The sequence below is a fragment of the Pseudomonas sp. ADPe genome, from assembly GCF_014843515.1.
GTDB lineage: Bacteria > Pseudomonadota > Gammaproteobacteria > Pseudomonadales > Pseudomonadaceae > Pseudomonas > Pseudomonas citronellolis.
Genome location: NZ_CP062122.1, coordinates 3,102,668 through 3,123,988 on the forward strand (window position 1 = coordinate 3,102,668; position 21,321 = coordinate 3,123,988).

Genomic DNA, 21,321 nt, shown 5'->3' on the forward strand with positions numbered 1-21,321 from the left:
CTCCTGAGGCAGTTAAGGCGCGCGCCGCGCCTATTGGAGCGGCGCGCGCGGCGGCTGTCGTCAGCCGCGCAGTTCGCCCTTGCCGGGCGTGGCGACCAGGGTCTTGTTCGCCCCGGGTTCGCCGTTGAGTACCGAACGTGTGCGTTGCAGGTCGATGTCGTTTTCCCAGCGGGCGATGACCACGGTGGCGACGCAGTTGCCGATCAGGTTGGTCAGCGCCCGGCCGATGCCCATGAACCAGTCCACCGAGAGCACCAGCACCAGGCCCGCGGCGGGGATGGCCGGCACCGCGGCGAGGGTGGCGGCGAGGATCACCAGGGCCGAGCCGGGGATGCCGTGGGCGCCCTTGGAGGTCACCAGCGACACCAGCAGGATGGTCAGCAGGTCGCTGATGGCCAGCGGCGTGCCGGTGGCGTGGGCGATGAACACCACCGCCAGGGTCAGGTAGATGGAAAAGCCGTCGAGGTTGAAGGAGTAGCCGGTTGGGATCACCAGGCCCACGGTGGAGCTGCGGATGCCCATGTTCTCCAGCTTGCGCATCACCTGCGGCAGCACGGCGTCGGAAGAGGCGGTGCCGAGGACGATCAGCAGTTCTTCGCGGAAGTAGCGCAGGAACGGCCGCAGGCGCACGCCGCTCAGGCGCAGCACGGTGCCCAGCACCAGGCATACGAAGAGGATGCAGGTGAGGTAGAACACCAGCACCAGCGCGCCCAGGTGGCTCAGCGACTCCAGGCCGTAGCGGCTGGTGGTGAAGGCCACGGCGCCGAACACGCCCAGCGGCGCCAGGCGCACGATCATGCCCATGATGCGGAAGACCACGTGGCTGAACTCGTTGACCAGCCGCGCCACGCCGCTGGCCTGCTCGCCCACCAGGTTCAGGGCGCTGCCGAACAGCACGGCGAACACCAGCACCTGGAGGATGTCGTTGTTGGCGAAGGCGCTGAACACCGAAGTGGGAATCAGCCCCATGATGAAGTCCACCGGCCCGTGGATGTCCTTGGTGTGCGCGGCGTAGGTCGCGGCATCGCCGGCGGAGAGGCCGTTCAGGTCGATGTTGGCGCCGTTGCCCAGGCCGCTGCCGTAGGCCACCAGCAGGCCGAGGAGCAGGGCGATGGTGGTGAGGATCTCGAAGTAGACCACCGACTTCAGGCCGATGCGTCCGACCTTCTTCAGGTCGCCGGCGCCGGAGATGCCGTTGACCACCACGCAGAACACGATGAGCGCGATGAGCATCTTGATCAGCTTGATGAAGCCGTCGCCCAGGGGCTTGAGCTGGGATGAAAGCTCCGGCAGGCCGACACCGAACAGCACGCCGAGGGCCAGGCCGAGCACCACTTGCAGGAAGATCGAGCGGGAACAGCGGTGGATGAGCATTGAAGGTCTCCGTTGTCTGCGCCCGTCCGCTTCCCGAGGGGAGGGCTGAGGCGCGCAGTTATTGTTCTGGTATTACCGGTCAGACCAGTGCAACTTATGCCCATGTGGCGCCGCTGGCAAGAGCGAATGCGGCGATGGGGCGACGAGTGGTTTTGGGGAGTGGCTTTTGAGTAGGGCGTGGAAGCTCTAGGACGGAGCTTCCAACGGGCTGCTGGGGGTGGGGATTTTTTAGCGGGCGATGGGAGAGGGCCTGTGGGTGGAACGCAACTGGTCAGGCCGGTGTGTAGGCCATCCCGATCGCGGACGGAGTCCGCTCCTACACCTTCCGACAAACCCAACACCCGTAGGATGGGTTGAGCGAAGCGATACCCATCACCGCAACAGCATGGGTTTCGCAAGCTCAACCCATCCTACGAAAAGCGCCCCGGTGCAGTGGACAAGACGGTCGCTCCTACGAAAGGCGCTTCGGCGCAGCTGGCAGCCGCGTCAATCCAGCTTGACCACCTTGGCCAGGACGATCTTCGGGCCCTTCATCTTCTTCACGATGATGCGCAGGCCTTCGGCTTCCAGCACTTCTTCCTCTTCCGGCACGCGCTTCAGAGTCTCGTAGACCAGGCCGGCGAGGGTGTCCGCCTCTATGTGGTCGAGGTCGATGCCCAGCAGGCGCTCCAGCTTGAACAGCGGGGTGTCGCCGCGCACCAGCAGCTTGCCCGGCTGGTAGGCGAGAATGCCGCGCTCGGTCTTGCGGTGCTCGTCCTGGATGTCGCCGACCAGCACTTCCAGCACGTCTTCCATGGTCAGGTAGCCGATCACCTTGTGGTCGGCTTCCTCCACCAGGGCGAAGTGCGCGCCGCCCTGGCGGAACTGCTCCAGCAGGCGCGACAGCGGCATGTGCTTGGTCACCAGCTCCAGCGGGTGGGCCAGTTCGTCCAGGTCGATGGTTTCCGGCTGGCTGTCGGTGGTCGCCAGCTCCAGCAGCAGGTCCTTGATGTGCAGCAGGCCGGTGAACTCGCCCTTTTCGGCGTCGAACACCGGGTAGCGGCTGTACTTGTGCCGGCGGATGGTCGCCAGCACGTCGGCCAGCGGCGCGTGGCGCTCCAGGTAGACCAGGTCCTCGCGGGAGTTGGCCCAGTCCACCACTTCCAGCTCGCCCAGCTCCACCGCCGAGGCCAGCACGCGCATGCCCTGGTCGCTGGGGTCCTGGCCGCGGCTGGAGTGCAGGATCAGCTTGAGTTCCTCGCGGCTGTAGTGGTGCTCGTGGTGCGGCCCCGGCTCGCCCTGGCCGGCGATCTTGAGGATGGCGTTGGCGCTGGCGTTGAGCAGCCAGATGGCCGGGTACATCGCCCAGTAGAACAGGTACAGCGGCACCGCGGTCCACAGCGACAGCAGCTCTGGCTTGCGGATCGCCCAGCTCTTGGGCGCCAGCTCGCCGACCACGATGTGCAGGTAGGAGATGATGAAGAAGGCGCTGAAGAAGGACACGCCGCGGATGATTTCCTCGGAGTGCACGCCCACCGCGGCCAGCAGCGGCTCCAGCAGCTCGGCGAAGGCCGGCTCGCCGACCCAGCCCAGGCCCAGGGAGGCCAGGGTGATGCCCAGCTGGCAGGCGGAGAGGTAGGCGTCGAGCTGGTTGTGCACCTTGCGCAGGATGCTGCCGCGCCAGCCGTGCTGCTTGGCGATGGTCTCCACGCGGGTGGCGCGCAGCTTGACCATGGCGAACTCGGCGGCGACGAAGAAGCCGTTGAGCAGGACGAGGAGAAGGGCGAAGAGTACGAGGCCGAAATCGGCGAAATAGGTCAGCAATTCGCTACTGGGGGAAGGGTCCATGGTTCTGTTGGCTGATGAATGAGCGGGTAAGCATGGCGGCAGCGTGCGGCGCTGGCAAGATGACCTTGGTTCAGGCGACCTGCTGCCGCGGGAAGTGGCAGACGAAGCTGCTGCCCTTGCCCGGCACGCTGCTGATGTCCAGGGTGGCGCGGTGGCGGATCAGCACGTGCTTGACGATGGCCAGGCCCAGGCCGGTGCCGCCGGTGCTGGCGTTGCGGCTGGAGTCCACGCGGTAGAAGCGCTCGGTCAGGCGCGGCAGGTGCTTGGGGTCGATGCCGATGCCGCTGTCCTGCACCGACAGGTGCGCGCCCTGCTCGTCGCCCCACCAGCGGATGCGGATCTCGCCGCCCTCGGGGGTGTACTTGACCGCGTTGAACACCAGGTTGGAGAAGGCGCTGCGCAGCTCGGCCTCGCTGCCCTTGAGTTTCACCCTGGGGTCGGCCTCCAGGCTGATGCGGTGCTCGCGGGCGCCGGACAGCGCCTGGGCGTCGTTGCGGATGGCCAGCAGCATCAGGTCCACCGCCACCGGCTTGTTGTCCGCCGGGTAGTCGGTGGCTTCCAGCTTGGCCAGCAGCAGCAGGTCGTTGAGCAGGCCCTGCATGCGCGCGGCCTGCTGCTGCATCTGCTGCAGGGCGCGGGCCCAGCGCGGGTTGATGTTCTCGGCGTTGTCGAGGAAGGTCTCCAGGTAGCCGGCGATCACCGTCAGCGGCGTGCGCAGCTCGTGGGAGACGTTGGCGACGAAGTCCTTGCGCATCTGTTCCAGACGCTGCACGCGGGTCACGTCGCGGACCAGCATCAGGTGCTCGCCGTTGCCGTAGAGGGTGATCTGGAACTGCAGCAGCAGCTTGTCGTCCACCGGCGAGGGCATGTCCAGCGGCTCCTGGTAGTCGCCGCGGGCGAAGTATTCCTTGAAGCGCGGGTTGCGGATCAGGTTGGTCACCGCCTGGCCGCCGTCCTGCGGGCTCTTCAGGCCGAGCAGGCGTTCGGCGGCGAGGTTCCACCACTCCAGGTTGCCGTCGGCGTCGAGCATGACCACCGCATCGCGCAGCGCCGCGGTGGATTCCTGCATGCGGTCGATCACCGCCTGCAGGCGCCCGCGGGCGCGCTGGTTGCGCCGCTGCAGGTGGTAGATGCTGTCGAACACCTCGCCCCACAGGCCGTAGCCGTCCGGCGGCGGTTCGTCCTCGCGGTGGTTCTTCAGCCATTTGTGCAGGCGCAGCACCTGCCAGAGGGTCCAGCCGAGGTAGACGCCCAGGCAGCCTGCCAGGGCCCAACCGTATTGCCCGCTCACCGCGCCGATCAGCGCGGCGGCGACTATCAACAACAGCAGATGGCGGATCAGGGCGCCACGCCAGTCTTGGTTCACCAGGTCCTTTCCTTGTGAATATCAGGCGCGGGGGCGCGGTCAGCTCTTGGTGGAGAAACGATAGCCGGTTCCGCGGACCGTCTGCACTAGGTTCTCGTAGACCTCGCCCAGGGCCTTGCGCAGGCGGCGGATGTGCACGTCGACGGTGCGTTCCTCCACGTAGACGTTGCCGCCCCACACCTGGTCCAGCAACTGGCCGCGGGTGTAGGCGCGCTCCTGGTGGGTCATGAAGAACTGCAGCAGGCGGTATTCGGTGGGGCCCATCTCGGCCGGCTTGCCGTCGATGGTGACGCGGTGGCTGATGGGGTCGAGCAGCAGGCCGCCGACCTCGATCGGCGTCTCGCTGTCGCCGGCGCCGGTGCGGCGCAACACGGCCTTCAGGCGGGCCACCAGCTCGCGCGGCGAGAAGGGCTTGGTGATGTAGTCGTCGGCGCCGACTTCCAGGCCCTGGATCTTGTTGTCCTCCTCGCCCTTGGCGGTGAGCATGATGATCGGGATGCCCTGGGTCATCTCGTCGCGCTTCAGACGCCGCGCCAACTCGATGCCGGAGGTGCCCGGCAGCATCCAGTCGAGCAGGATCAGGTCCGGCTTGCGGTCGACGATGGTGGCGTGGGCCTGCTGGGCGTTCTCCGCCTCCAGGCATTCGTAGCCGGCCATCTCCAGGGCCACGGCGATCATCTCGCGGATCGGCGCTTCGTCGTCAACGATGAGGATTGTCTTGCCAACCATGGTCTTGCCTCGGGAATTCTGTACTGCGCCGCATTAGATAACGGAATTATTACAGCGATGTGACGCGGGCATGTTAGCCGAGGCAGGCGCCCGGCGGGGAACGGGGCGCTCTACTATGCTGTCGTGACCGCCCTGTTCCGGGCGGCCCCATGCGCGCCACCGGGGCCGTTGTGACGGCCTGCCCGACCTGCCGCCGTTCCCGCCGCGCCTTCCTTGCGAGTCCTACCTCAGAAGAGGAGATTCACGATGAACTGCAAACACCTGGCGCTGGCCCTGGGCCTGGCGCTGCCGGCCCTGGCCGCGCAGGCGGCGGAACCGGCGATGACCAAGAACGGCATGCTGGTCGATGCCAAGGGCATGACGCTGTACACCTTCGACAAGGACAGCGGCGGCAAGTCGGTGTGCAACGACAAGTGCGCGCAGAACTGGCCGCCCCTGGCCGCCGAGACCGGCGCCATGGCCAGCGGCGACTGGAGCGTGATCACCCGCGACGACGGCACCCAGCAGTGGGCCTACAAGGGCAAGCCGCTGTACACCTTCGTCCAGGACAAGGCCGCGGGCGAAGCGAAGGGCGACGGCAAGATGAACGCCTGGCACATCGCCAAGCCGTGATACGGAAGGGATCCGTGTAAGCGGGCCCTGCCCGCGATTCGCGCGCAGGGCGCGCTCCTACAGGGAGCCGTTTCTTGCCCGTAGGGTAGGCGCCCGGATCAGCGCAGCGCGTAATCCACCACGGTGCCGACGAAGATCGCCAGGCCCGCCCAGTGGTTGTGCAGGAAGGCCTTGAAGCAGGCCTGCGGGTCGCGGTCGCGGGTGGAGTGGAATTCCCAGGCGAAGCAGCCGGCGGCCACCGCCAGGCCGGCGTAGAACCACAGGCCCATGTGCAGCTTGCCGGCGGCCAGCACCAGCAGCAGGAGCATCAGGCCCTGCAGCGTCAGGTTGATCACCCGGTCGGCGTCGCCGAAGAGGATGGCGGTGGACTTCACCCCGATCTTCAGGTCGTCCTCGCGGTCGGTCATGGCGTAGTAGGTGTCGTAGGCCACCGTCCACAGCACGTTGGCGAAGAACAGCAGCCAGGCCGCGGCCGGCAGCGTGCCGCTGGCGGCGGTGAAGGCCATGGGGATGCCCCAGGAGAAGGCCGCGCCCAGCACCACCTGCGGGTAGTAGGTGTAGCGCTTCATGAAGGGGTAGAGCGCGGCGATGGCGGCGCCGCCGAAGGACAGCCAGATGGTCTGCTCGTTGGTGCACAGCACCAGCACGAAGCTGCTGGCCAGCAGGGTGAAGAAGGCGATCCAGGCCTCGCTCACGCTGATCTTGCCGGTGGCCAGGGGGCGGGCCTTGGTGCGCGCCACGTGGCCGTCGAAGTCACGGTCGGCGAAGTCATTGATCACGCAGCCGGCGGCGCGCATCAGCACGGTGCCGAGGACGAAGATCACCAGGTTCTTCAGGCTGGGCAGGCCGCCGCTGGCCATCCACAGCGCCCACAGCGTCGGCCACAGCAGCAGGTAGATGCCGATCGGCTTGTCCATGCGCGTCAGCAGGATGAAGTCCCAGGCGCGGGGGTGCAGGCGGGCGAGGGGTTTGATCAGGGCGGCGAACATGGCGGGCTCCGGCGGTCGACCGGAGGGATTATACGGCCTCGACTCCGGCTGCGCGCCACAGGCGCGGCAGGAACACCTCGGCCACCAGCACGCCCAGGCGCTCGCGGCGGAAGCACGAGCGGCGGCCCCAGAGCAGCGCGCGGCGCACCTCCAGGGGCAGGAAGGGCGCGGGGTACAGGCACACCTCGATGACGTCGCGGCGGAAGGCGCTGTCGCTGAACAGCAGCTCGCCCAGGGAGCGGCTGCCGAGCTGCGCCAGGTCGAAGCCCGAGGCCTCCAGGGCCGAGCGGGGCGCCACGCTGCGGGCGAAGACCCACGGCTGGCCGTGGCCGCGCAGGTAGACCTCGCGCACCCAGCCCTGGCTGTGGCTGGGCACGCCCAGCGCCTTGCATTCGTCGTCGCGCAGCACCTGCCAGCCTTCGGCCAGCGGTTCGACGCTGAAGGCGCCTTCGGCGAGGGCGGTGAGGCGGCGGGTCAGGGAGCCCTGGTCGAACAGCCAGTCGTGCACGGCGGGCTCGACGTTGGCCGGCAGCTGGTCTTCGTTGAGCCAGTTCGGCAGAGGTACGGAAAGGTCGGACACGGGAATTCAACGCTGACGTAGGACCGCCGCAGGGTACCACGGAACGCCGATCGTTAGCCTGCGACCTATCGCCCCGAGCGCCGCCCGCGGCTCATTCCCAGCCCTGCAGGCGCATGGTGGCGCGGACCAGGCGCTGCTCCTCCTGCTCGATCTCGCGCAGGTTGTCGCGGATGCTGTGGATATGTTCGCGGGCGGCGCGCTGGGCCTGGTCCGGCAGGCGCTCGGCGATGGCGTTGTACAGGCGCGTGTGCTGGCGGTCGATCTGCCGCTTCTGCACCGGCCGGTGGTAGAGGTTGTTCACCGAGGCGAACACGGTGCTGAGCATCAGTTCGCTGAGCGACTGCAGGGTGTGCACCAGCACCGGGTTGTGCGAGGCCTCGCTGATGGCGCGGTGGAAGGCGTGGTCGCGGCGGGCGTGTTCGCGCGGGTCCGGCGGCGGCGTCTCGCTCTGCGCCAGGAGCATTTCCTCGTAGCGGCGCTTGAGCAGGATCAGGTCGGCGTCGGTGGCGCGCAGCGCGGCCAGGCGCGCGGATTCGCCCTCCAGCAGGGCGCGCACCTCCAGCAGGTCGTAGAGGGTGCGCGGCTGCGAGGCGAACAGATGCATCAGCGGCGTGGCGTCGTTGGCCCGGCTGAGGTCGGCGACGAAGGAGCCGCGGCCCTGCTCGGTGTCGATGATGCCGCGCCCGCGGAGGATGCGCAGGCCCTCGCGCAGCGCCGAGCGCGAGCAGCCGAGCTTGTCCACCAGGCGCCGCTCCGAGGGCAGCGCCTGGCCGACCTTGAGCACGCCGTCGACGATCAGCCGCTCGATGCGCTCGGCCACCTGGTCGGCTACCCGGGCGCGGGTGGCCGTGCTTTCGCCTTCCATTCGTCCTCCAACTGGTCCTACCAGTTCGAATGCCTGGCGCCACTGTAGAACACCCTGAGCGCTTTGATAAGGCCGCTGAGCGGCGTCTTGACCGAAAGTCCAGGGACTAAACTGGTAGGACCAGTGCTGCGGCAACTGGACGCAGCCCCGCCCGGCGGTCCAGTCTGCGCCGACCTGAGACCCGTCAGTCCAGCAGCCGCCCGGCCCGCCGGGCGGCGCCACCCATAAGAAAAACCACCGTGTGAGACCCGATGAACATCCTCTACGATGAGCGCCTCGACGGCGCACTGCCGAAGGTGGACAAGGCCGCGCTGCTCACCGAACTGCGCGCCGCGCTGCCGGACCTGGAGATCCTCCACGAGGCCGAGGACCTGCGCCCCTACGAGTGCGACGGCCTCTCCGCCTACCGCAGCACGCCGATGCTGGTGGTGCTGCCCGAACACGTCGAGCAGGTGCAGAGCCTGCTGCGCCTGTGCCACCGCATGCAGGTGCCGGTGGTCGCCCGCGGCGCCGGCACCGGGCTGTCCGGCGGCGCGCTGCCGCTGGAGCAGGGCGTGCTGCTGGTGATGGCGCGCTTCAAGCGCATCCTCGAAGTGAACCCCGAAGGCCGCTATGCCCGTGTGCAGCCCGGCGTGCGCAACCTGGCCATCTCCCTGGCCGCCGCGCCCCACGGCCTGTACTACGCGCCGGACCCGTCCTCGCAGATCGCCTGTTCCATCGGCGGCAACGTCGCCGAGAACGCCGGCGGCGTGCACTGCCTGAAGTACGGGCTGACTGTGCACAACCTGCTCAAGGTGGAAATCCTCACCGTCGACGGCGAGCGCCTGACCCTCGGCTCCGACGCCCTCGACAGCCCCGGCTTCGACCTGCTGGCGCTGTTCACCGGCTCCGAAGGCATGCTCGGCGTGGTGGTCGAGGTGACCGTCAAGCTGCTGCCCAAGCCGCAGGTGGCCAAGGTGCTGATGGCCAGCTTCGACGACGTCGAGAAGGCCGGCCGCGCGGTGGGCGACATCATCGCCGAGGGCATCATCCCCGGTGGCCTGGAGATGATGGACAACCTGTCGATCCGCGCCGCCGAGGACTTCATCCACGCCGGCTACCCGGTGGACGCCGCGGCCATCCTGCTGTGCGAGCTGGACGGCGTGGAGTCCGACGTGCACGAGGACTGCGAGCGCGTCGACGCCGTGCTGCGCAAGGCCGGCGCCACCGACGTGCGCCTGGCCCGCGACGAGGAGGAACGCGCCAAGTTCTGGGCCGGGCGCAAGAACGCCTTCCCGGCGGTGGGGCGGATTTCCCCGGACTACTACTGCATGGACGGCACCATCCCGCGCCGCGAGCTGCCGCGGGTGCTCAACGGCATCGCCGAGCTGTCCGACGAGTACGGCCTGCGGGTGGCCAACGTGTTCCACGCCGGCGACGGCAACATGCACCCGCTGATCCTCTTCGATGCCAACGTCCCCGGCGAACTGGAGCGCGCCGAGGCCCTGGGCGGCAAGATCCTCGAACTCTGCGTGGCGGTGGGCGGCAGCATCACCGGCGAGCACGGCGTGGGCCGCGAGAAGATCAACCAGATGTGCGCCCAGTTCAACAGCGACGAGCTGACACTGTTCCACGCGGTGAAGGCCGCCTTCGACCCCCAGGGCCTGCTCAACCCGGGCAAGAACATCCCGACCCTGCACCGCTGCGCCGAATTCGGCGCCATGCACATCCACCACGGCCAGCTGCCGTTCCCGGAACTGGAGCGCTTCTGATGGACAAACAGCACTTCGATCCCCAGGCCGGCCACGACCGCAGCGCCGAGCTGCTCGAACAGGTGCGCCAGGCCCTGGCGGAAAAGACCGCCCTGGCCATCCGCGGCGGCTCCAGCAAGGCCTTCCTCGGGCGCTGGGTGGAGGCCCGCCCGCTGGACGTGGCCGGGCACACCGGCATCGTCTCCTACGACCCCACCGAACTGGTGATCACCGCCCGCGCCGGCACCCCGCTGCGCGAGCTGAACGCCGCGCTGGACCGCGCCGGGCAGATGCTCGCCTGCGAGGCGCCCTGCTTCGGCGAAAACGCCACGGTCGGCGGCATGCTCGCCGCCGGGCTGTCCGGCCCGCGCCGGCCCTGGGCTGGCGCGGTGCGCGACTTCGTCCTCGGTACCCGGCTGATCAGCGGCCTGGGCACCCACCTGCGCTTCGGCGGCGAGGTGATGAAGAACGTCGCCGGCTACGACCTGTCGCGCCTGCTGGCCGGCAGCTTTGGCTGCCTGGGCGTGATCACCGAGGCCTCGTTCAAGGTCCTGCCCAAGCCGCGCTGCCGCATCAGCCTGCGCCAGGCCATCCCGCTGGAGCGCGCCCTGCTGCGCCTCGGCGAATGGGGCCAGCAGCCGCTGCCGCTGAGCGCCGCCGCCCATGACGGCGAGCACCTGTACCTGCGCTTTGAAGGCAACGAAGGTTCGGTGCGCGCCGCCTGCGACCGCATCGGCGGCGACGCCCTGGACGACGCCTGGTGGGACGACCTGCGCGAACAGCGCCTGGACTTCTTCCGCGACCCGCGGCCGCTCTGGCGCCTGTCGCTGCCGGCGCTGAGCGCGCCGCTGGCGCTGCCCGGCGAGCAGCTGCTGGACTGGGGCGGCGCGCAGCGCTGGCTGAAGTCCGAGGCCAGCGCCACGGAAATCCGCCAGGCCGTGAGCGCCGTCGGCGGCCACGCCAGCTGCTTCACCCCGGGCCATGTCGACGCGCCGCTGCACCCGCTGCCGGCGCCCCTGCTCAAGCTGCACCGCTCGCTGAAGCGCCAGCTCGACCCGCAGGGCATCTTCAACCCCGGGCGCATGTACGCCGACTTCTGACGCGGATAGACCTATGCAGACCAACCTGAGCGAAGCGGCCAAACGCCTGGCCCACGCCGAGGAAGCCGAACGCATCCTGCGCAGCTGCGTGCATTGCGGCTTCTGCAACGCCACCTGCCCGACCTACCAGGAACTGGGCGACGAACTGGACGGCCCGCGCGGGCGCATCTACCTGATCAAGCAGTTCCTCGAACAGGACCAGGTCAGCGAGAAAACCCAGGAACACCTGGACCGCTGCCTGACCTGCCGCAACTGCGAAACCACCTGCCCCTCCGGCGTGGAGTACCACAAGCTGCTGGACATCGGCCGCGCCGCCATCGAAGTGCGCGTGCCGCGGCCGCTGGGCGAGCGCCTGCTGCGCGGCGGCCTGCGCGCCATAGTGCCGCGCCCGGCGCTGTTCAAGGCGCTGGTGAACACCGGCGAGGCGTTGCGGCCGATCCTTCCCGTGGCCCTGCGCAGCCACCTGCCGCGGGCCATCGCCCCGGCCGGCGTGCGCCCGGCCCAGCGCCACCAGCGCCGCGTGCTGATGCTCGAAGGCTGCGTGCAGCCGGCGCTGTCGCCCAACACCAATTCGGCCACCGCGCGGGTGCTGGACCGCCTCGGTATCAGCATCACCTCGGCGGCCCAGGCCGGCTGCTGCGGCGCCGTGGACTACCACCTCAACGCCCAGGACACCGGCCTCGACCGCGCCCGGCGCAACATCGACGCCTGGTGGCCGGCCATCGAGAACGGCGCCGAGGCCATCGTGCAGACGGCCAGCGGCTGTGGCGCCTTCGTCAAGGAATACGGCTACCTGCTGCGCGACGACCCGCAGTACGCGGCCAAGGCCAGGCGCGTCAGCGAGCTGGCCAAGGACCTGGTGGAAGTGATCCGCGCCGAACCGCTGGAAAGCCTCGGCCTGAACTGCGACCAGACCCTCGCCTTCCACTGCCCCTGCACCCTGCAGCACGCGCAGAAGCTCGGCGGCGCCGTCGAGGCGGTGCTCAAGCGCCTGGGCTTCAACCTCACCGCGGTACCGGACAGCCACCTCTGCTGCGGCTCGGCCGGCACCTATTCACTGACCCAGCCGGAGCTCTCGCACAAGCTGCGCGACAACAAGCTGGACGCCCTGGAAAGCGGTCGGCCCGACCTGATCGCTACCGCCAACATCGGCTGCCAGACCCACCTCGACGGCGCCGGACGCACCCCCGTCCGGCACTGGATCGAACTGGTCGACCACGCCCTCAGCACCGGAAACTGACGCCATGCAAAGCAAAGCCGTACTCACCCAGCAAGAAGTCACCCGCATTCTCGCCGCCGCCCGCGCCGAGGCCCAGGCCAACCAATGGGCGGTGGCCATCGTAGTGGTGGACGATGGCGGCCACCCGCTGGCCCTGGAGCGCCTGGATGGCTGCGCGCCGGTCGGCGCCTACATCGCCACCGAGAAGGCCCGTAGCGCCGCCCTGGGCCGCCGCGAAACGCGCCTGTACGAAGAAATGATCAACAACGGCCGCACCGCCTTCCTCTCCGCCCCCGTGCTGCAGGGCACCCTGGAAGGCGGCGTGCCGGTCATCCATGACGGCCAGGTGGTCGGCGCGGTGGGTGTCTCCGGCGTGCAGGCCGCGCAGGATGCCCAGGTGGCCAAGGCCGGCGTGGCCGCGCTCTAAGCACTCGACGAAACACAGGAGAACCTTGCGATGACCCAACGAATCACCCGCCAGCGCCTGCAGGTCGCCGACGTGCTGCAACGCTTCATCGAGGAAGAAGCCCTGCCGGGCACCGGCGTGCAGGCCGAGGCCTTCTGGAAGGGCTTCGACGCCCTGGTCCACGAGCTGGCGCCGAAGAACCGCGCGCTGCTCGCCGAGCGCGACCGCCTGCAGACCGAGCTGGACACCTGGCACCGCGCCCACCCGGGCCCGATCCAGGACATGCCGGCCTACCGCGCCTTCCTCGAATCCATCGGCTACCTGCTGCCGGCGCCCGCCTCGGTACAGGCCACGACCGCCAACGTCGACAGCGAGATCACCCGGCAGGCCGGCCCGCAGCTGGTGGTGCCGGTGATGAACGCCCGCTACGCGCTGAACGCCGCCAACGCCCGCTGGGGCTCGCTGTACGACGCGCTCTACGGCACCGACGCCATCAGCGAGGACGACGGCGCCGAGAAGGGCAAGGGCTACAACCCGCGCCGCGGTGAGAAGGTCATCGCCTTCGCCCGCGCCTTCCTTGACCAGGCCGCGCCGCTGGCCCAGGGCAGCCACGCCGACGCCAGCGCCTACCGTATCGAGCAGGGCCAGCTGCGCGTGACCCTGGAGGACGGCAGCGTCAGCGGCCTGGCCGAGCCGGCGAAATTCGTCGGCTACCAGGGCGAGCCGCTGTCGCCCAAGGCCGTGCTGCTGAAGAACAACGGCCTGCACTTCGAGATCCAGATCGACCCCACCAGCCCCATCGGCCAGACCGACGCGGCCGGGGTGAAGGACGTGCTGGTCGAGGCCGCGCTGAGCACCATCCTCGACTGCGAGGACTCGGTGGCCGCGGTGGATGCCGAGGACAAGACCCTGGTCTACCGCAACCTGCTCGGCCTGATGAAGGGCGACCTCAGCGAAGCGGTGGAGAAGGGTGGCCAGAGCTTCGTCCGGCGCATGAGCCCGGACCGCCAGTACACCGCCGCCGACGGCTCCAGCCTGACCCTGCACGGCCGCTCGCTGCTGTTCATCCGCAACGTCGGCCACCTGATGACCACCCCGGCGATCCTCGACGAAAGCGGCGCGGAGATCCCCGAAGGCATCATGGATGCGGTGCTGACCGGCCTGGTCGCCATCCACGACCTGCAGCGCAAGGGCAACTCGCGCACCGGCAGCGTCTACATCGTCAAGCCGAAGATGCACGGCCCGGCCGAAGTGGCCTTCGCCGACGAGCTGTTCGGCCGCGTCGAGGACGTCCTCGGCCTACCGCGCCACACCCTGAAGATGGGCATCATGGACGAGGAGCGGCGCACCAGCGTCAACCTCCAGGCCTGCATCGGCGCCGCCGCGGCGCGGGTGGTGTTCATCAACACCGGCTTCCTCGACCGCACCGGCGACGAGATGCACAGCGCCATGGAAGCCGGCCCGATGCTGCGCAAGGGCGACATGAAGGGCACCAAGTGGATCGCCGCCTACGAGCGCAACAACGTGCTGGTCGGCCTGGCCTGCGGCCTGCGCGGCCGGGCGCAGATCGGCAAGGGCATGTGGGCCATGCCGGACCTGATGGCGGCCATGCTGGAACAGAAGATCGGCCACCCGAAATCCGGCGCCACCACCGCCTGGGTGCCGTCGCCCACCGCCGCCACCCTGCACGCGCTGCACTACCACCAGGTGGACGTGCAGGCGGTACAGAGCGAGCTGGAGAAGATCGACCTGGCCAGCGTGCGCGACGAACTGCTCGACGACCTGCTGACGATTCCAGTGGCCGCGTCCGCCGACTGGAGCGCCGAGGCGCGCCAGGAAGAGCTGGACAACAACTGCCAGGGCATCCTCGGCTACGTGGTGCGTTGGGTCGAACAGGGCGTCGGCTGCTCCAAGGTGCCGGACATCCATGACGTCGGCCTGATGGAAGACCGCGCAACGCTGCGCATCTCCAGCCAGCACATCGCCAACTGGCTGCACCACGGCGTGGTCGGCGAGGCTCAGGTGCGCGAAACCCTGGAGCGCATGGCCAAGGTGGTCGACCAGCAGAACGCGGGGGATCCGGCCTACCGCCCGATGGCTGCGGATTACCAGGGCTCGGCGGCCTTCCAGGCGGCCAGCGACCTGGTGTTCAAGGGCCGCGAGCAGCCCAGCGGCTATACCGAGCCGCTGCTGCATGCCTGGCGCTTGCGGTACAAGGCGCAGCACTGAGTTCGCCCCTGTAGGAGCGAGCTTGCTCGCGAACGGTGCTCACCTGAGGCTTCGGTGTCCTGCTGTGACTCCGCTCCCTCTCCCTAACCCTCTCCCTGAAGGGAGAGGGGACCGTTCGGCGTGCTTGGATGCTCTGGAGTCAGCCGGCAACACCGAAGGCTTCCATTTGAAACCTTCTTTCTCTCGGCACGGACCAGCCCCCTCTCCCGCTTGCGGGAGAGGGTTGGGGAGAGGGGCTCTTCACGCTCTTGCCTGTAGCCTGCCGCCGCCCTAATGCACACCCAGCCGGCAGAACACCATTCGCGAGCAAGCTCGCTCCTACGAAAAGCCAACCTCCCACCCACGCACCACCCATCTTTGGTTGGCCCCCAACGCCCGCCCAACCGCCCGATGGCGTCTTGGCGCACGCCGGGAATTGCGTTAGCGTGCGGCCGCAACCGTGGTAACCCGCCCGAGGGGTAGACAATGAAAAAGTGGCAATGCGTAGTCTGCGGACTCATCTATGACGAATCCCAAGGCTGGCCGGAAGAGGGCATCGCAGCGGGCACCCGCTGGGAAGACGTGCCCGAGGACTGGCTGTGCCCGGACTGCGGCGTCGGCAAGCTGGACTTCGAGATGATCGAAATCGGCTGAGCCGTCCGGCATCCCTGCGAGCGGCGGCCAGTGGCCGCCGTTTTCGTGTCCGGCCCCGTGCTTGAGCGCTTCGCGCGCTTGGCCGGGCTGCCGCCGGGCGCCGGCAACCCTGCCCTTGGCGGGGGGCGGAAAAGTGCGCTAGGTTGCCCTGGCAACCCGCAGGAGGTTCGACGATGCGCAAATGGCAATGCGTGGTCTGTGGCTTCATCTACGACGAGGCCCTCGGCCTGCCCGAGGAGGGCATCGCCCCCGGTACCCGCTGGGAAGACATTCCCGCCGACTGGGTCTGCCCCGACTGCGGCGTGGGCAAGATCGACTTCGAGATGATCGAGATCGCCTGACAGGCCCCGCGAAACCCTGAATTCCACCGAGCCGGCCAAGCCGCTCGGTCCCGTTCGATGTGGAGAATCCAATGAGCGAGAACGCACCGCTGGTGATCATCGGCACCGGCCTGGCCGGCTACAACCTGGCGCGCGAATGGCGCAAGCTGGACGCGCAAAGCCCGCTGCTGCTGATCACCGCCGACGACGGCCGCTCCTATTCCAAGCCGATGCTCTCCACCGGCTTCTCCAAGGACAAGGACGCCGACGGCCTGGCCATGGCCGAGCCCGGCGCCATGGCCGAGCAGTTGAAGGCGCGCATCCTCACCCATACCCGCGTCACCGGCATCGACCCGGGGCACAAGCGCATCTGGATCGGCGAGGAGCAGGTCGAGTACCGCGACCTGGTGCTGGCCTGGGGCGCCGAGACGATCCGCGTGCCGGTGCAGGGCGACGCCCTGGACGCCATCTTCCCGATCAACGACCTGGAGGACTACGCGCGCTTCCGCGCCGCGGCCGCCGGCAAGCGCCGCGTGCTGCTGCTGGGCGCCGGCCTGATCGGTTGCGAGTTCGCCAACGACCTGTCCGCCGGCGGCTACCAGGTCGAAGTGGTCGCTCCCTGCGAGCAGGTCATGCCCGGCCTGCTGCACCCCGCCGCCGCGGCGGCCGTGCAGGCCGGCCTGGAAGGCCTGGGCGTGCGCTTCCACCTGGGCCCGGTGCTCAACCGCCTGGAGCGCGCCGGCGAGAGCCTGGAGGCGCACCTGTCGGATGGCCAGGTGATCCCCTGCGACCTGGTGGTCTCGGCCGTCGGCCTGCGCCCGCGCATCGACCTGGCCGCCGAGTCGGGCCTGGAGGTCAACCGCGGCGTGGTGGTGAACCGCGAGCTGCGCACCTCCCACGCCAACATCTACGCCCTGGGCGACTGCGCCGAGGTCGACGGTCTCAACCTGCTGTACGTGATGCCGCTGATGAGCTGCGCCCGCGCCCTGGCCCAGACCCTGGCGGGCAAGCCGACAGCGGTGTCCTACGGCCCCATGCCGGTCACCGTGAAGACCCCGGTGTGCCCGCTGGTGGTCTCGCCGCCGCCCCGCGGCAGCGATGGCCAATGGCTCGTGGAAGGCTCTGGCGCGGACCTCAAGGTGCTGTGCCGGGATACCGCCGGTCGCTTGCTCGGATACGCCCTGACCGGCGCGGCGGTCAGCGAAAAACTCTCGCTGAACAAGGAGTTGCCGGCACTTATGGCTTGAAAGTCCTTGGTTATGGCGCTTCTGTCGTGGGAATGTATCCGCAAATTGTCAGACGATACTGGCGTACCAGCCTGCGGCGTGCCATCCTCCCCCCGTCTGCCGCAGCCTAGAGCCTGTAGGGCCTGGGCCGCGGTGCCTTAGGCGCTGTTGGGAAGACAGCACGGACACAAAAACAACAAACCGTCAAAGAGGCATCTATGCGTAAACCAGAACTCGCCGCCGCGATCGCCGAGAAGGCCGACCTCACCAAAGAACAAGCCAACAAGGTGCTGAACGCGCTGCTGGATGAGATCACCGGCGCGCTGAACCGCAAAGACAGCGTCACCCTCGTTGGTTTCGGCACCTTCATCCAGCGCCACCGCGGCGCCCGCACCGGCAAGAACCCGCAGACCGGCCAGCCGGTGAAGATCAAGGCCAGCAACACCGTTGCCTTCAAGCCGGGCAAGGCCCTGAAGGACGCCGTCAACTAAGGCTGTTCCCAGCCCCGGAGCCAGAGCGGCTCCGGGCTACTCCCGCCGTTACATTTCCCTTCGAAAGTACGGATGTAGTCCTTTCGGCTAATCGCTACAATGCGCAGTCATTTGTCTCGAACGCCGAGGTCTGTGCATGAAATTCCGTCTTCTGTTGTGGTTCCTCGGCCGTATGATGGCCAAGTCCTCGCGCGACAACCCGGCCTTCCGCCAGCAGCTCGAAGGCAAGGACCTGGTGTTCCAGCTGCACAGCCTGGACGGCAAGGTCGCCCGCCACTACATCGTCCGTGACCAACGCGTCAGCGCCCGCCGCGGCGTGCACCCGCAGCCGGCCTTCGCCATCGGCTTCCGCGACAGCGCCTACGGCTTCGCCACCCTGACCTCGAAGAACCCGCAACTGGCCTTCATGCAGGGCATCCAGAACAAGGACATCCAGATCCAGGGCAACCCGGCGCTGGTGATCTGGTTCCAGGGCCTGGTGAAGTACCTCAAGCCGAAGAAGAAGGCCGCGGCCAAGGCGGTGGAGAAGGAAGCGGCCTGAGGCTGCCCTTGTCCCGCGAGGCACGGCATTCCCCATGTAGGAGCAACTGTCTTTCACTGCTGCACGGTACCTGTTCTCCAGCAGGTACCGTCCCTGACCATGGCGTTCAACCGCACGATGAGCACACGCATGCAGGCCACCAGGGCAACCTTGGCGCATCGACCGTTCTCGCGCAGGCCTTGGTAGCGGCGGGCGAAGTCTTCCTGATAGCGAATAATCGACAAGGTCGTCATGTACAGGATGCGCCGGATCATTCCTCGTCCTCCCCGGATTCGGCGCTGTCCCGACTTCTGCCCGCTGTCGCTGTTGTACGGGGCCAGGCCCACCAGGGCGGCGATCTGGCGGCGGTTCAGTTGTCCCAGCTCCGGCAGATAGGCCAGCAGCCCAGCCGCGGTGACCGGCCCCACGCCTTTGACTTGGCATAATTGCTGGGCCTGTTCTGCGTCCACGACGTTCATCGCTTTGGCAATTTCCTTGTCATAGCCGCGGATCGTTTCTTTAAGCGCCTTGATGGCGCCTTCCAGGCATTGGCGGACGAAGGAATCCCGGGCTTGATGCAAACGACGACGTTCATCATCGCGCTGGCTGACCAGTTGCTCTCGGCGTTGCACCAATTCCCGTAGCCGCTCGCGCTCTGGCGAAGGCACCGTGCTGGGCGCTTCCTCCAGCGTCTGCGCCAGATGCGCCAGGACGGCTGCATCGATGGGATCGGTCTTGGCCAGCTTGCCCATGGCCGTGGCAAAGGCTCGCACCCGTGTGGGGTTAAGCCGTGAAACCCTATGACCGGCACGAGACAGGCTGAACATCACTCCGCACTCATAACCGCCGGTCGCCTCCAGCACGATACGTTCGGGCTTTTCCTCGGCGAACAGCGCCAGCAACTGCTGGTGGCCCTGCTCGTCATTGGAAACGCTGAAGCTCTTGCCTTGTGGACGCAGCCATACGGCCAGCGAATCCTTGGCGACATCGATACCGACCCAACACGTCATGACCAAACCCTCGTAAACTGCACGGCGAGAGCACTCTGACTGCCCACGCTTGTGGTTCGAGGTTTAGCTCGTTCAACTGTTCGGGCTTGAGTCAGAGGACGGCGGGAGGCAGCTTGGGCTCCTACTCGTGCTCGCAACACCGCGGACCTGCAGCTTGCCTCCCGTCGCTCTCATCTTCGATCCTATCGAAAGTCGCTGACACAAGCGGACCTTGTCCGCGATAGCCGGACATATCGGCGCGATTCGCGGATGAGATCCGCTCCTACGCTGCGCCACCCGCACCGTTCCCATGTAGGAGCGCGCCCTGCGCGCGAAATCGCGGGCAGGGCCCGCTCCTACAGTTCGCTGGGATGCACGGCATTCCCCCTGTAGCGGACCTTGTCCGCGATAGCCGGACATATATCGGCGCGGATCGCGGATGAGATCCGCTGCGCCACCCGCGGCATTCCCTGTCTTGCCGGCTGCGCCAAGGCGCTTTTCGTAGGATGGGTTGAGCCTTGGCGAAACCCATGCGGTCGTGGCGATGGGTATCGCTTCGCTCAACGCCATCCTACGGGTCTTGTGTTTGCCGGAGGGCGCGCTCCTACAGGTCTGTCCGCAGCCAGATCAGTGCGGGCTGTTCATCTGCGAAGCCAGCTCGCGTAGCACGGCTTCGGCGTCCAGTACCTTGCGCACCGCGTCCTCGGCCCTTTCCCGGGGGATGTCCAGGCGGTCGAGCAGGGCTTGCGGCACGCCCTGCTGCGGGCCGCTGCCGATGCCGTTCTGGCGCAGCAGGCGGGTAGCCAGGCACACCAGGTTGGCGTAGGCGGCATTGGGGCCGTCGTAGTCCGGGTCGTGCTGGAAGCGCAGCGCGGTGTAGATCTCCTCGGGCATGTCCCAGGCGCGCATCAGCCAGGCGCCGATCTGCTCGCGGGTGATGCCCAGCAGGTGCTGCTCGACGAGGTTGTGCGGCACGTGCGGGTTGACCTCCAGGTGGCGGCAGATCAGCGAGAAGTGCGGCGGGAAGATGTGCGCCAGGACCAGGTAGCCGATGCTGTGCAGCAGCCCGCCGAGGTAGGTCAGGCCGGCTTCCGGGCGCTCGGCGCGGGGCACTGCGCGGGTCAGGCCCTCGATCACCGCGGCGGTGTAGATCGCCTGCTGCCAGTAGGGCGTGGCGTGCTGCGGCTGGTCCTTGGGCAGGCTCAAGGTCTTGCCCAGGGCCAGGCCGAGGGCCAGGTTGATCACCAGGTCGAAGCCCAGCACGCGGACGATGGCGTCTTCCACCGAGCGGATCTTGCCGGGCGCGGCGTAGTAGGGCGAGGCGGCCCAGCTGACCACCTGGGCGGCCAGCGCCGGGTCGGTCTCGACCACGCCGGTGATGTCGTCCACGGTGGCGTTGGGGTCCACCCGCAGCTTGATGATCTTCTGCGCGGTCTTGGGCAGCGGCGGGATCTCGATGGTCTCTTCCAGGCGCTGCTGGATGCGCCGCGCGGTGAAGGCCTGCACCGCCTGGGTGATCTCGGCGCGATCGTCGTTGGGGCGGTCGAGGTTCGGCCGGATCTGCTCCAGGGGCACGCCGAAGCGCGCCGCGCTGGCCTTCTCCAGCACCTGGCGGAAGTCGCCGGTGGCGATCTCCAGCAGGGTGCCGGGGTTGCCGGATTCGATCAGCAGCTGCGGCTCCTGCAGCAGGCGCTCGTCGTACAGGCAGGGCGAGCTGGTCAGCGGCGGCAGCGCCGGCAGGCGGCTGAGCTGGTGCTTGCCGAGCATGCGCTCCAGGCGCTCCGGCTTGATCGCCAGCAGCTTGCGCCCGGTCAGCTCGGTCAGGCGGTTGAGGTCCAGCAGCTGGTTCTGCGGGAAGAGCACCAGCAGGGTGCCCACCGAGTCTTCCAGCAGGCTCGCCTGCACGCGGCGGGCGCTGGGCAGCTGGTCGTCGTCGGGCAGTTCGCGGCAGGGCACGCCGAGGCGGTCGAGCAGCTGGAGAATGACCGACGGGGCGGGGAGGGCTTCGGCGAGTGCGGCTTCGCTCATGGGCTTTGTGATCCGGTTAGCAACTGCAGCCGGGAGTATACCCAGCGGCTATTCGTGACTGGCCAGTCATCCGACCGGTGAAATTGAA

At 68.1% G+C, this 21,321-nt stretch carries 20 protein-coding genes; 11 read left to right on the forward strand and 9 right to left on the reverse strand.

Translation table 11 applies throughout. The features are described 5' to 3' along the window. Nucleotides 1–60: 60 nt before the first annotated feature. The 4 genes from IG194_RS14115 to phoB form a co-directional block, all read right to left on the reverse strand. Nucleotides 61–1,374, reverse strand: a complete 1,314-nt coding sequence (locus IG194_RS14115; protein ID WP_009614190.1) for a C4-dicarboxylate transporter DctA — start codon at nucleotides 1,372–1,374, stop codon at nucleotides 61–63. A 486-nt stretch (nucleotides 1,375–1,860) separates the two neighbouring features. Next, nucleotides 1,861–3,201 (reverse strand): hemolysin family protein, encoded by a 1,341-nt coding sequence (locus IG194_RS14120; RefSeq protein WP_058488024.1) that lies wholly within the window; start codon nucleotides 3,199–3,201, stop codon nucleotides 1,861–1,863. A 70-nt stretch (nucleotides 3,202–3,271) separates the two neighbouring features. After that, nucleotides 3,272–4,567 carry a phosphate regulon sensor histidine kinase PhoR gene (phoR, locus tag IG194_RS14125; protein ID WP_009614188.1) on the reverse strand — a complete coding sequence of 432 codons (1,296 nt, stop codon included), beginning with the start codon at nucleotides 4,565–4,567 and terminating at the stop codon, nucleotides 3,272–3,274. A 39-nt stretch (nucleotides 4,568–4,606) separates the two neighbouring features. Beyond that, nucleotides 4,607–5,296 carry a phosphate regulon transcriptional regulator PhoB gene (gene phoB / locus IG194_RS14130; RefSeq protein WP_009614187.1) on the reverse strand — a complete coding sequence of 230 codons (690 nt, stop codon included), beginning with the start codon at nucleotides 5,294–5,296 and terminating at the stop codon, nucleotides 4,607–4,609. A gap of 246 nt (nucleotides 5,297–5,542) precedes the next feature. On the opposite strand from phoB, the gene IG194_RS14135 reads away from it, so the two are divergent. After that, nucleotides 5,543–5,908 carry a hypothetical protein gene (locus tag IG194_RS14135; protein WP_009614185.1) on the forward strand — a complete coding sequence of 122 codons (366 nt, stop codon included), beginning with the start codon at nucleotides 5,543–5,545 and terminating at the stop codon, nucleotides 5,906–5,908. Nucleotides 5,909–6,006: 98 nt separating this feature from the next. On the opposite strand, the gene ubiA is transcribed toward IG194_RS14135, so the two are convergent. From ubiA to glcC, 3 genes are all read right to left on the reverse strand, one after another. Then, entirely contained in the window at nucleotides 6,007–6,897 is an 891-nt protein-coding gene (gene ubiA / locus IG194_RS14140; RefSeq protein ID WP_058488025.1) for a 4-hydroxybenzoate octaprenyltransferase, read from the reverse strand. A gap of 28 nt (nucleotides 6,898–6,925) precedes the next feature. Then, nucleotides 6,926–7,483 (reverse strand): chorismate lyase, encoded by a 558-nt coding sequence (locus IG194_RS14145; protein ID WP_043314995.1) that lies wholly within the window; start codon nucleotides 7,481–7,483, stop codon nucleotides 6,926–6,928. A gap of 85 nt (nucleotides 7,484–7,568) precedes the next feature. Next, nucleotides 7,569–8,342 carry a transcriptional regulator GlcC gene (gene glcC, locus IG194_RS14150; RefSeq protein ID WP_009614181.1) on the reverse strand — a complete coding sequence of 258 codons (774 nt, stop codon included), beginning with the start codon at nucleotides 8,340–8,342 and terminating at the stop codon, nucleotides 7,569–7,571. Nucleotides 8,343–8,593: 251 nt separating this feature from the next. Between glcC and glcD the strand changes: the two genes are divergently transcribed. From glcD to IG194_RS14200, 10 genes are all read left to right on the forward strand, one after another. Next, entirely contained in the window at nucleotides 8,594–10,093 is a 1,500-nt protein-coding gene (gene glcD / locus IG194_RS14155; RefSeq protein WP_058488026.1) for a glycolate oxidase subunit GlcD, read from the forward strand. After that, complete coding sequence (gene glcE, locus IG194_RS14160; protein WP_058488027.1) at nucleotides 10,093–11,172, forward strand: glycolate oxidase subunit GlcE; 1,080 nt, start codon at nucleotides 10,093–10,095, stop codon at nucleotides 11,170–11,172. Before glcD ends, glcE begins: the two co-directional genes overlap by 1 nt. Nucleotides 11,173–11,185: 13 nt before the next feature. Next, nucleotides 11,186–12,412: a glycolate oxidase subunit GlcF gene (gene glcF / locus IG194_RS14165; protein WP_058488028.1), complete on the forward strand. Its 1,227-nt coding sequence runs from the start codon at nucleotides 11,186–11,188 to the stop codon at nucleotides 12,410–12,412. 4 nt (nucleotides 12,413–12,416) lie between these two features. Next, a complete protein-coding gene (locus IG194_RS14170) occupies nucleotides 12,417–12,818 on the forward strand; it encodes a heme-binding protein (RefSeq protein WP_043268095.1) in 402 nt (133 codons plus the stop codon). Between the two features lie 30 nt (nucleotides 12,819–12,848). Then, a complete protein-coding gene (locus IG194_RS14175) occupies nucleotides 12,849–15,026 on the forward strand; it encodes a malate synthase G (protein WP_058488029.1) in 2,178 nt (725 codons plus the stop codon). Between the two features lie 465 nt (nucleotides 15,027–15,491). Next, nucleotides 15,492–15,659 carry a rubredoxin gene (locus IG194_RS14180; protein ID WP_009614173.1) on the forward strand — a complete coding sequence of 56 codons (168 nt, stop codon included), beginning with the start codon at nucleotides 15,492–15,494 and terminating at the stop codon, nucleotides 15,657–15,659. Nucleotides 15,660–15,832: 173 nt separating this feature from the next. Continuing rightward, nucleotides 15,833–16,000, forward strand: coding sequence for a rubredoxin (locus IG194_RS14185; RefSeq protein ID WP_009614171.1), 168 nt, complete (start codon nucleotides 15,833–15,835; stop codon nucleotides 15,998–16,000). Between the two features lie 71 nt (nucleotides 16,001–16,071). Further along, entirely contained in the window at nucleotides 16,072–17,226 is a 1,155-nt protein-coding gene (locus IG194_RS14190) for an NAD(P)/FAD-dependent oxidoreductase (RefSeq protein WP_058488030.1), read from the forward strand. A 197-nt stretch (nucleotides 17,227–17,423) separates the two neighbouring features. Next, nucleotides 17,424–17,696: an HU family DNA-binding protein gene (locus tag IG194_RS14195; RefSeq protein ID WP_009614168.1), complete on the forward strand. Its 273-nt coding sequence runs from the start codon at nucleotides 17,424–17,426 to the stop codon at nucleotides 17,694–17,696. Between the two features lie 136 nt (nucleotides 17,697–17,832). Then, complete coding sequence (locus tag IG194_RS14200) at nucleotides 17,833–18,237, forward strand: helicase (RefSeq protein WP_043268101.1); 405 nt, start codon at nucleotides 17,833–17,835, stop codon at nucleotides 18,235–18,237. Between the two features lie 53 nt (nucleotides 18,238–18,290). Here IG194_RS14200 and IG194_RS14205 read toward each other — a convergent pair whose 3' ends face one another. Both IG194_RS14205 and IG194_RS14210 read right to left on the reverse strand, forming a co-directional pair. Continuing rightward, entirely contained in the window at nucleotides 18,291–19,226 is a 936-nt protein-coding gene (locus IG194_RS14205) for an IS110 family transposase (protein ID WP_009615021.1), read from the reverse strand. A gap of 606 nt (nucleotides 19,227–19,832) precedes the next feature. Beyond that, the gene (locus IG194_RS14210; protein WP_058488031.1) at nucleotides 19,833–21,233 is read right to left on the reverse strand and encodes an aminoacyl-tRNA deacylase and HDOD domain-containing protein; all 1,401 of its coding nucleotides are present in this window, start codon (nucleotides 21,231–21,233) and stop codon (nucleotides 19,833–19,835) included. Nucleotides 21,234–21,321: the final 88 nt, after the last annotated feature.

Bases quoted from the DNA above. Each gene is read 5' to 3' on its own strand.
- IG194_RS14210 (WP_058488031.1), bottom strand. From the start codon at position 21,233: ATGAGCGAAGCCGCACTCGCCGAAGCCCTCCCCGCCCCGTCGGTCATT.
- IG194_RS14120 (WP_058488024.1), bottom strand. From the start codon at position 3,201: ATGGACCCTTCCCCCAGTAGCGAATTGCTGACCTATTTCGCCGATTTC.
- IG194_RS14200 (WP_043268101.1), top strand. From the start codon at position 17,833: ATGAAATTCCGTCTTCTGTTGTGGTTCCTCGGCCGTATGATGGCCAAG.
- IG194_RS14195 (WP_009614168.1), top strand. From the start codon at position 17,424: ATGCGTAAACCAGAACTCGCCGCCGCGATCGCCGAGAAGGCCGACCTC.
- IG194_RS14135 (WP_009614185.1), top strand. From the start codon at position 5,543: ATGAACTGCAAACACCTGGCGCTGGCCCTGGGCCTGGCGCTGCCGGCC.
- IG194_RS14180 (WP_009614173.1), top strand. From the start codon at position 15,492: ATGAAAAAGTGGCAATGCGTAGTCTGCGGACTCATCTATGACGAATCC.
- IG194_RS14205 (WP_009615021.1), bottom strand. From the start codon at position 19,226: ATGACGTGTTGGGTCGGTATCGATGTCGCCAAGGATTCGCTGGCCGTA.
- IG194_RS14190 (WP_058488030.1), top strand. From the start codon at position 16,072: ATGAGCGAGAACGCACCGCTGGTGATCATCGGCACCGGCCTGGCCGGC.
- IG194_RS14175 (WP_058488029.1), top strand. From the start codon at position 12,849: ATGACCCAACGAATCACCCGCCAGCGCCTGCAGGTCGCCGACGTGCTG.
- IG194_RS14185 (WP_009614171.1), top strand. From the start codon at position 15,833: ATGCGCAAATGGCAATGCGTGGTCTGTGGCTTCATCTACGACGAGGCC.
- glcC (WP_009614181.1), bottom strand. From the start codon at position 8,342: ATGGAAGGCGAAAGCACGGCCACCCGCGCCCGGGTAGCCGACCAGGTG.
- IG194_RS14170 (WP_043268095.1), top strand. From the start codon at position 12,417: ATGCAAAGCAAAGCCGTACTCACCCAGCAAGAAGTCACCCGCATTCTC.
- IG194_RS14115 (WP_009614190.1), bottom strand. From the start codon at position 1,374: ATGCTCATCCACCGCTGTTCCCGCTCGATCTTCCTGCAAGTGGTGCTC.
- glcF (WP_058488028.1), top strand. From the start codon at position 11,186: ATGCAGACCAACCTGAGCGAAGCGGCCAAACGCCTGGCCCACGCCGAG.
- glcD (WP_058488026.1), top strand. From the start codon at position 8,594: ATGAACATCCTCTACGATGAGCGCCTCGACGGCGCACTGCCGAAGGTG.
- phoB (WP_009614187.1), bottom strand. From the start codon at position 5,296: ATGGTTGGCAAGACAATCCTCATCGTTGACGACGAAGCGCCGATCCGC.
- ubiA (WP_058488025.1), bottom strand. From the start codon at position 6,897: ATGTTCGCCGCCCTGATCAAACCCCTCGCCCGCCTGCACCCCCGCGCC.
- glcE (WP_058488027.1), top strand. From the start codon at position 10,093: ATGGACAAACAGCACTTCGATCCCCAGGCCGGCCACGACCGCAGCGCC.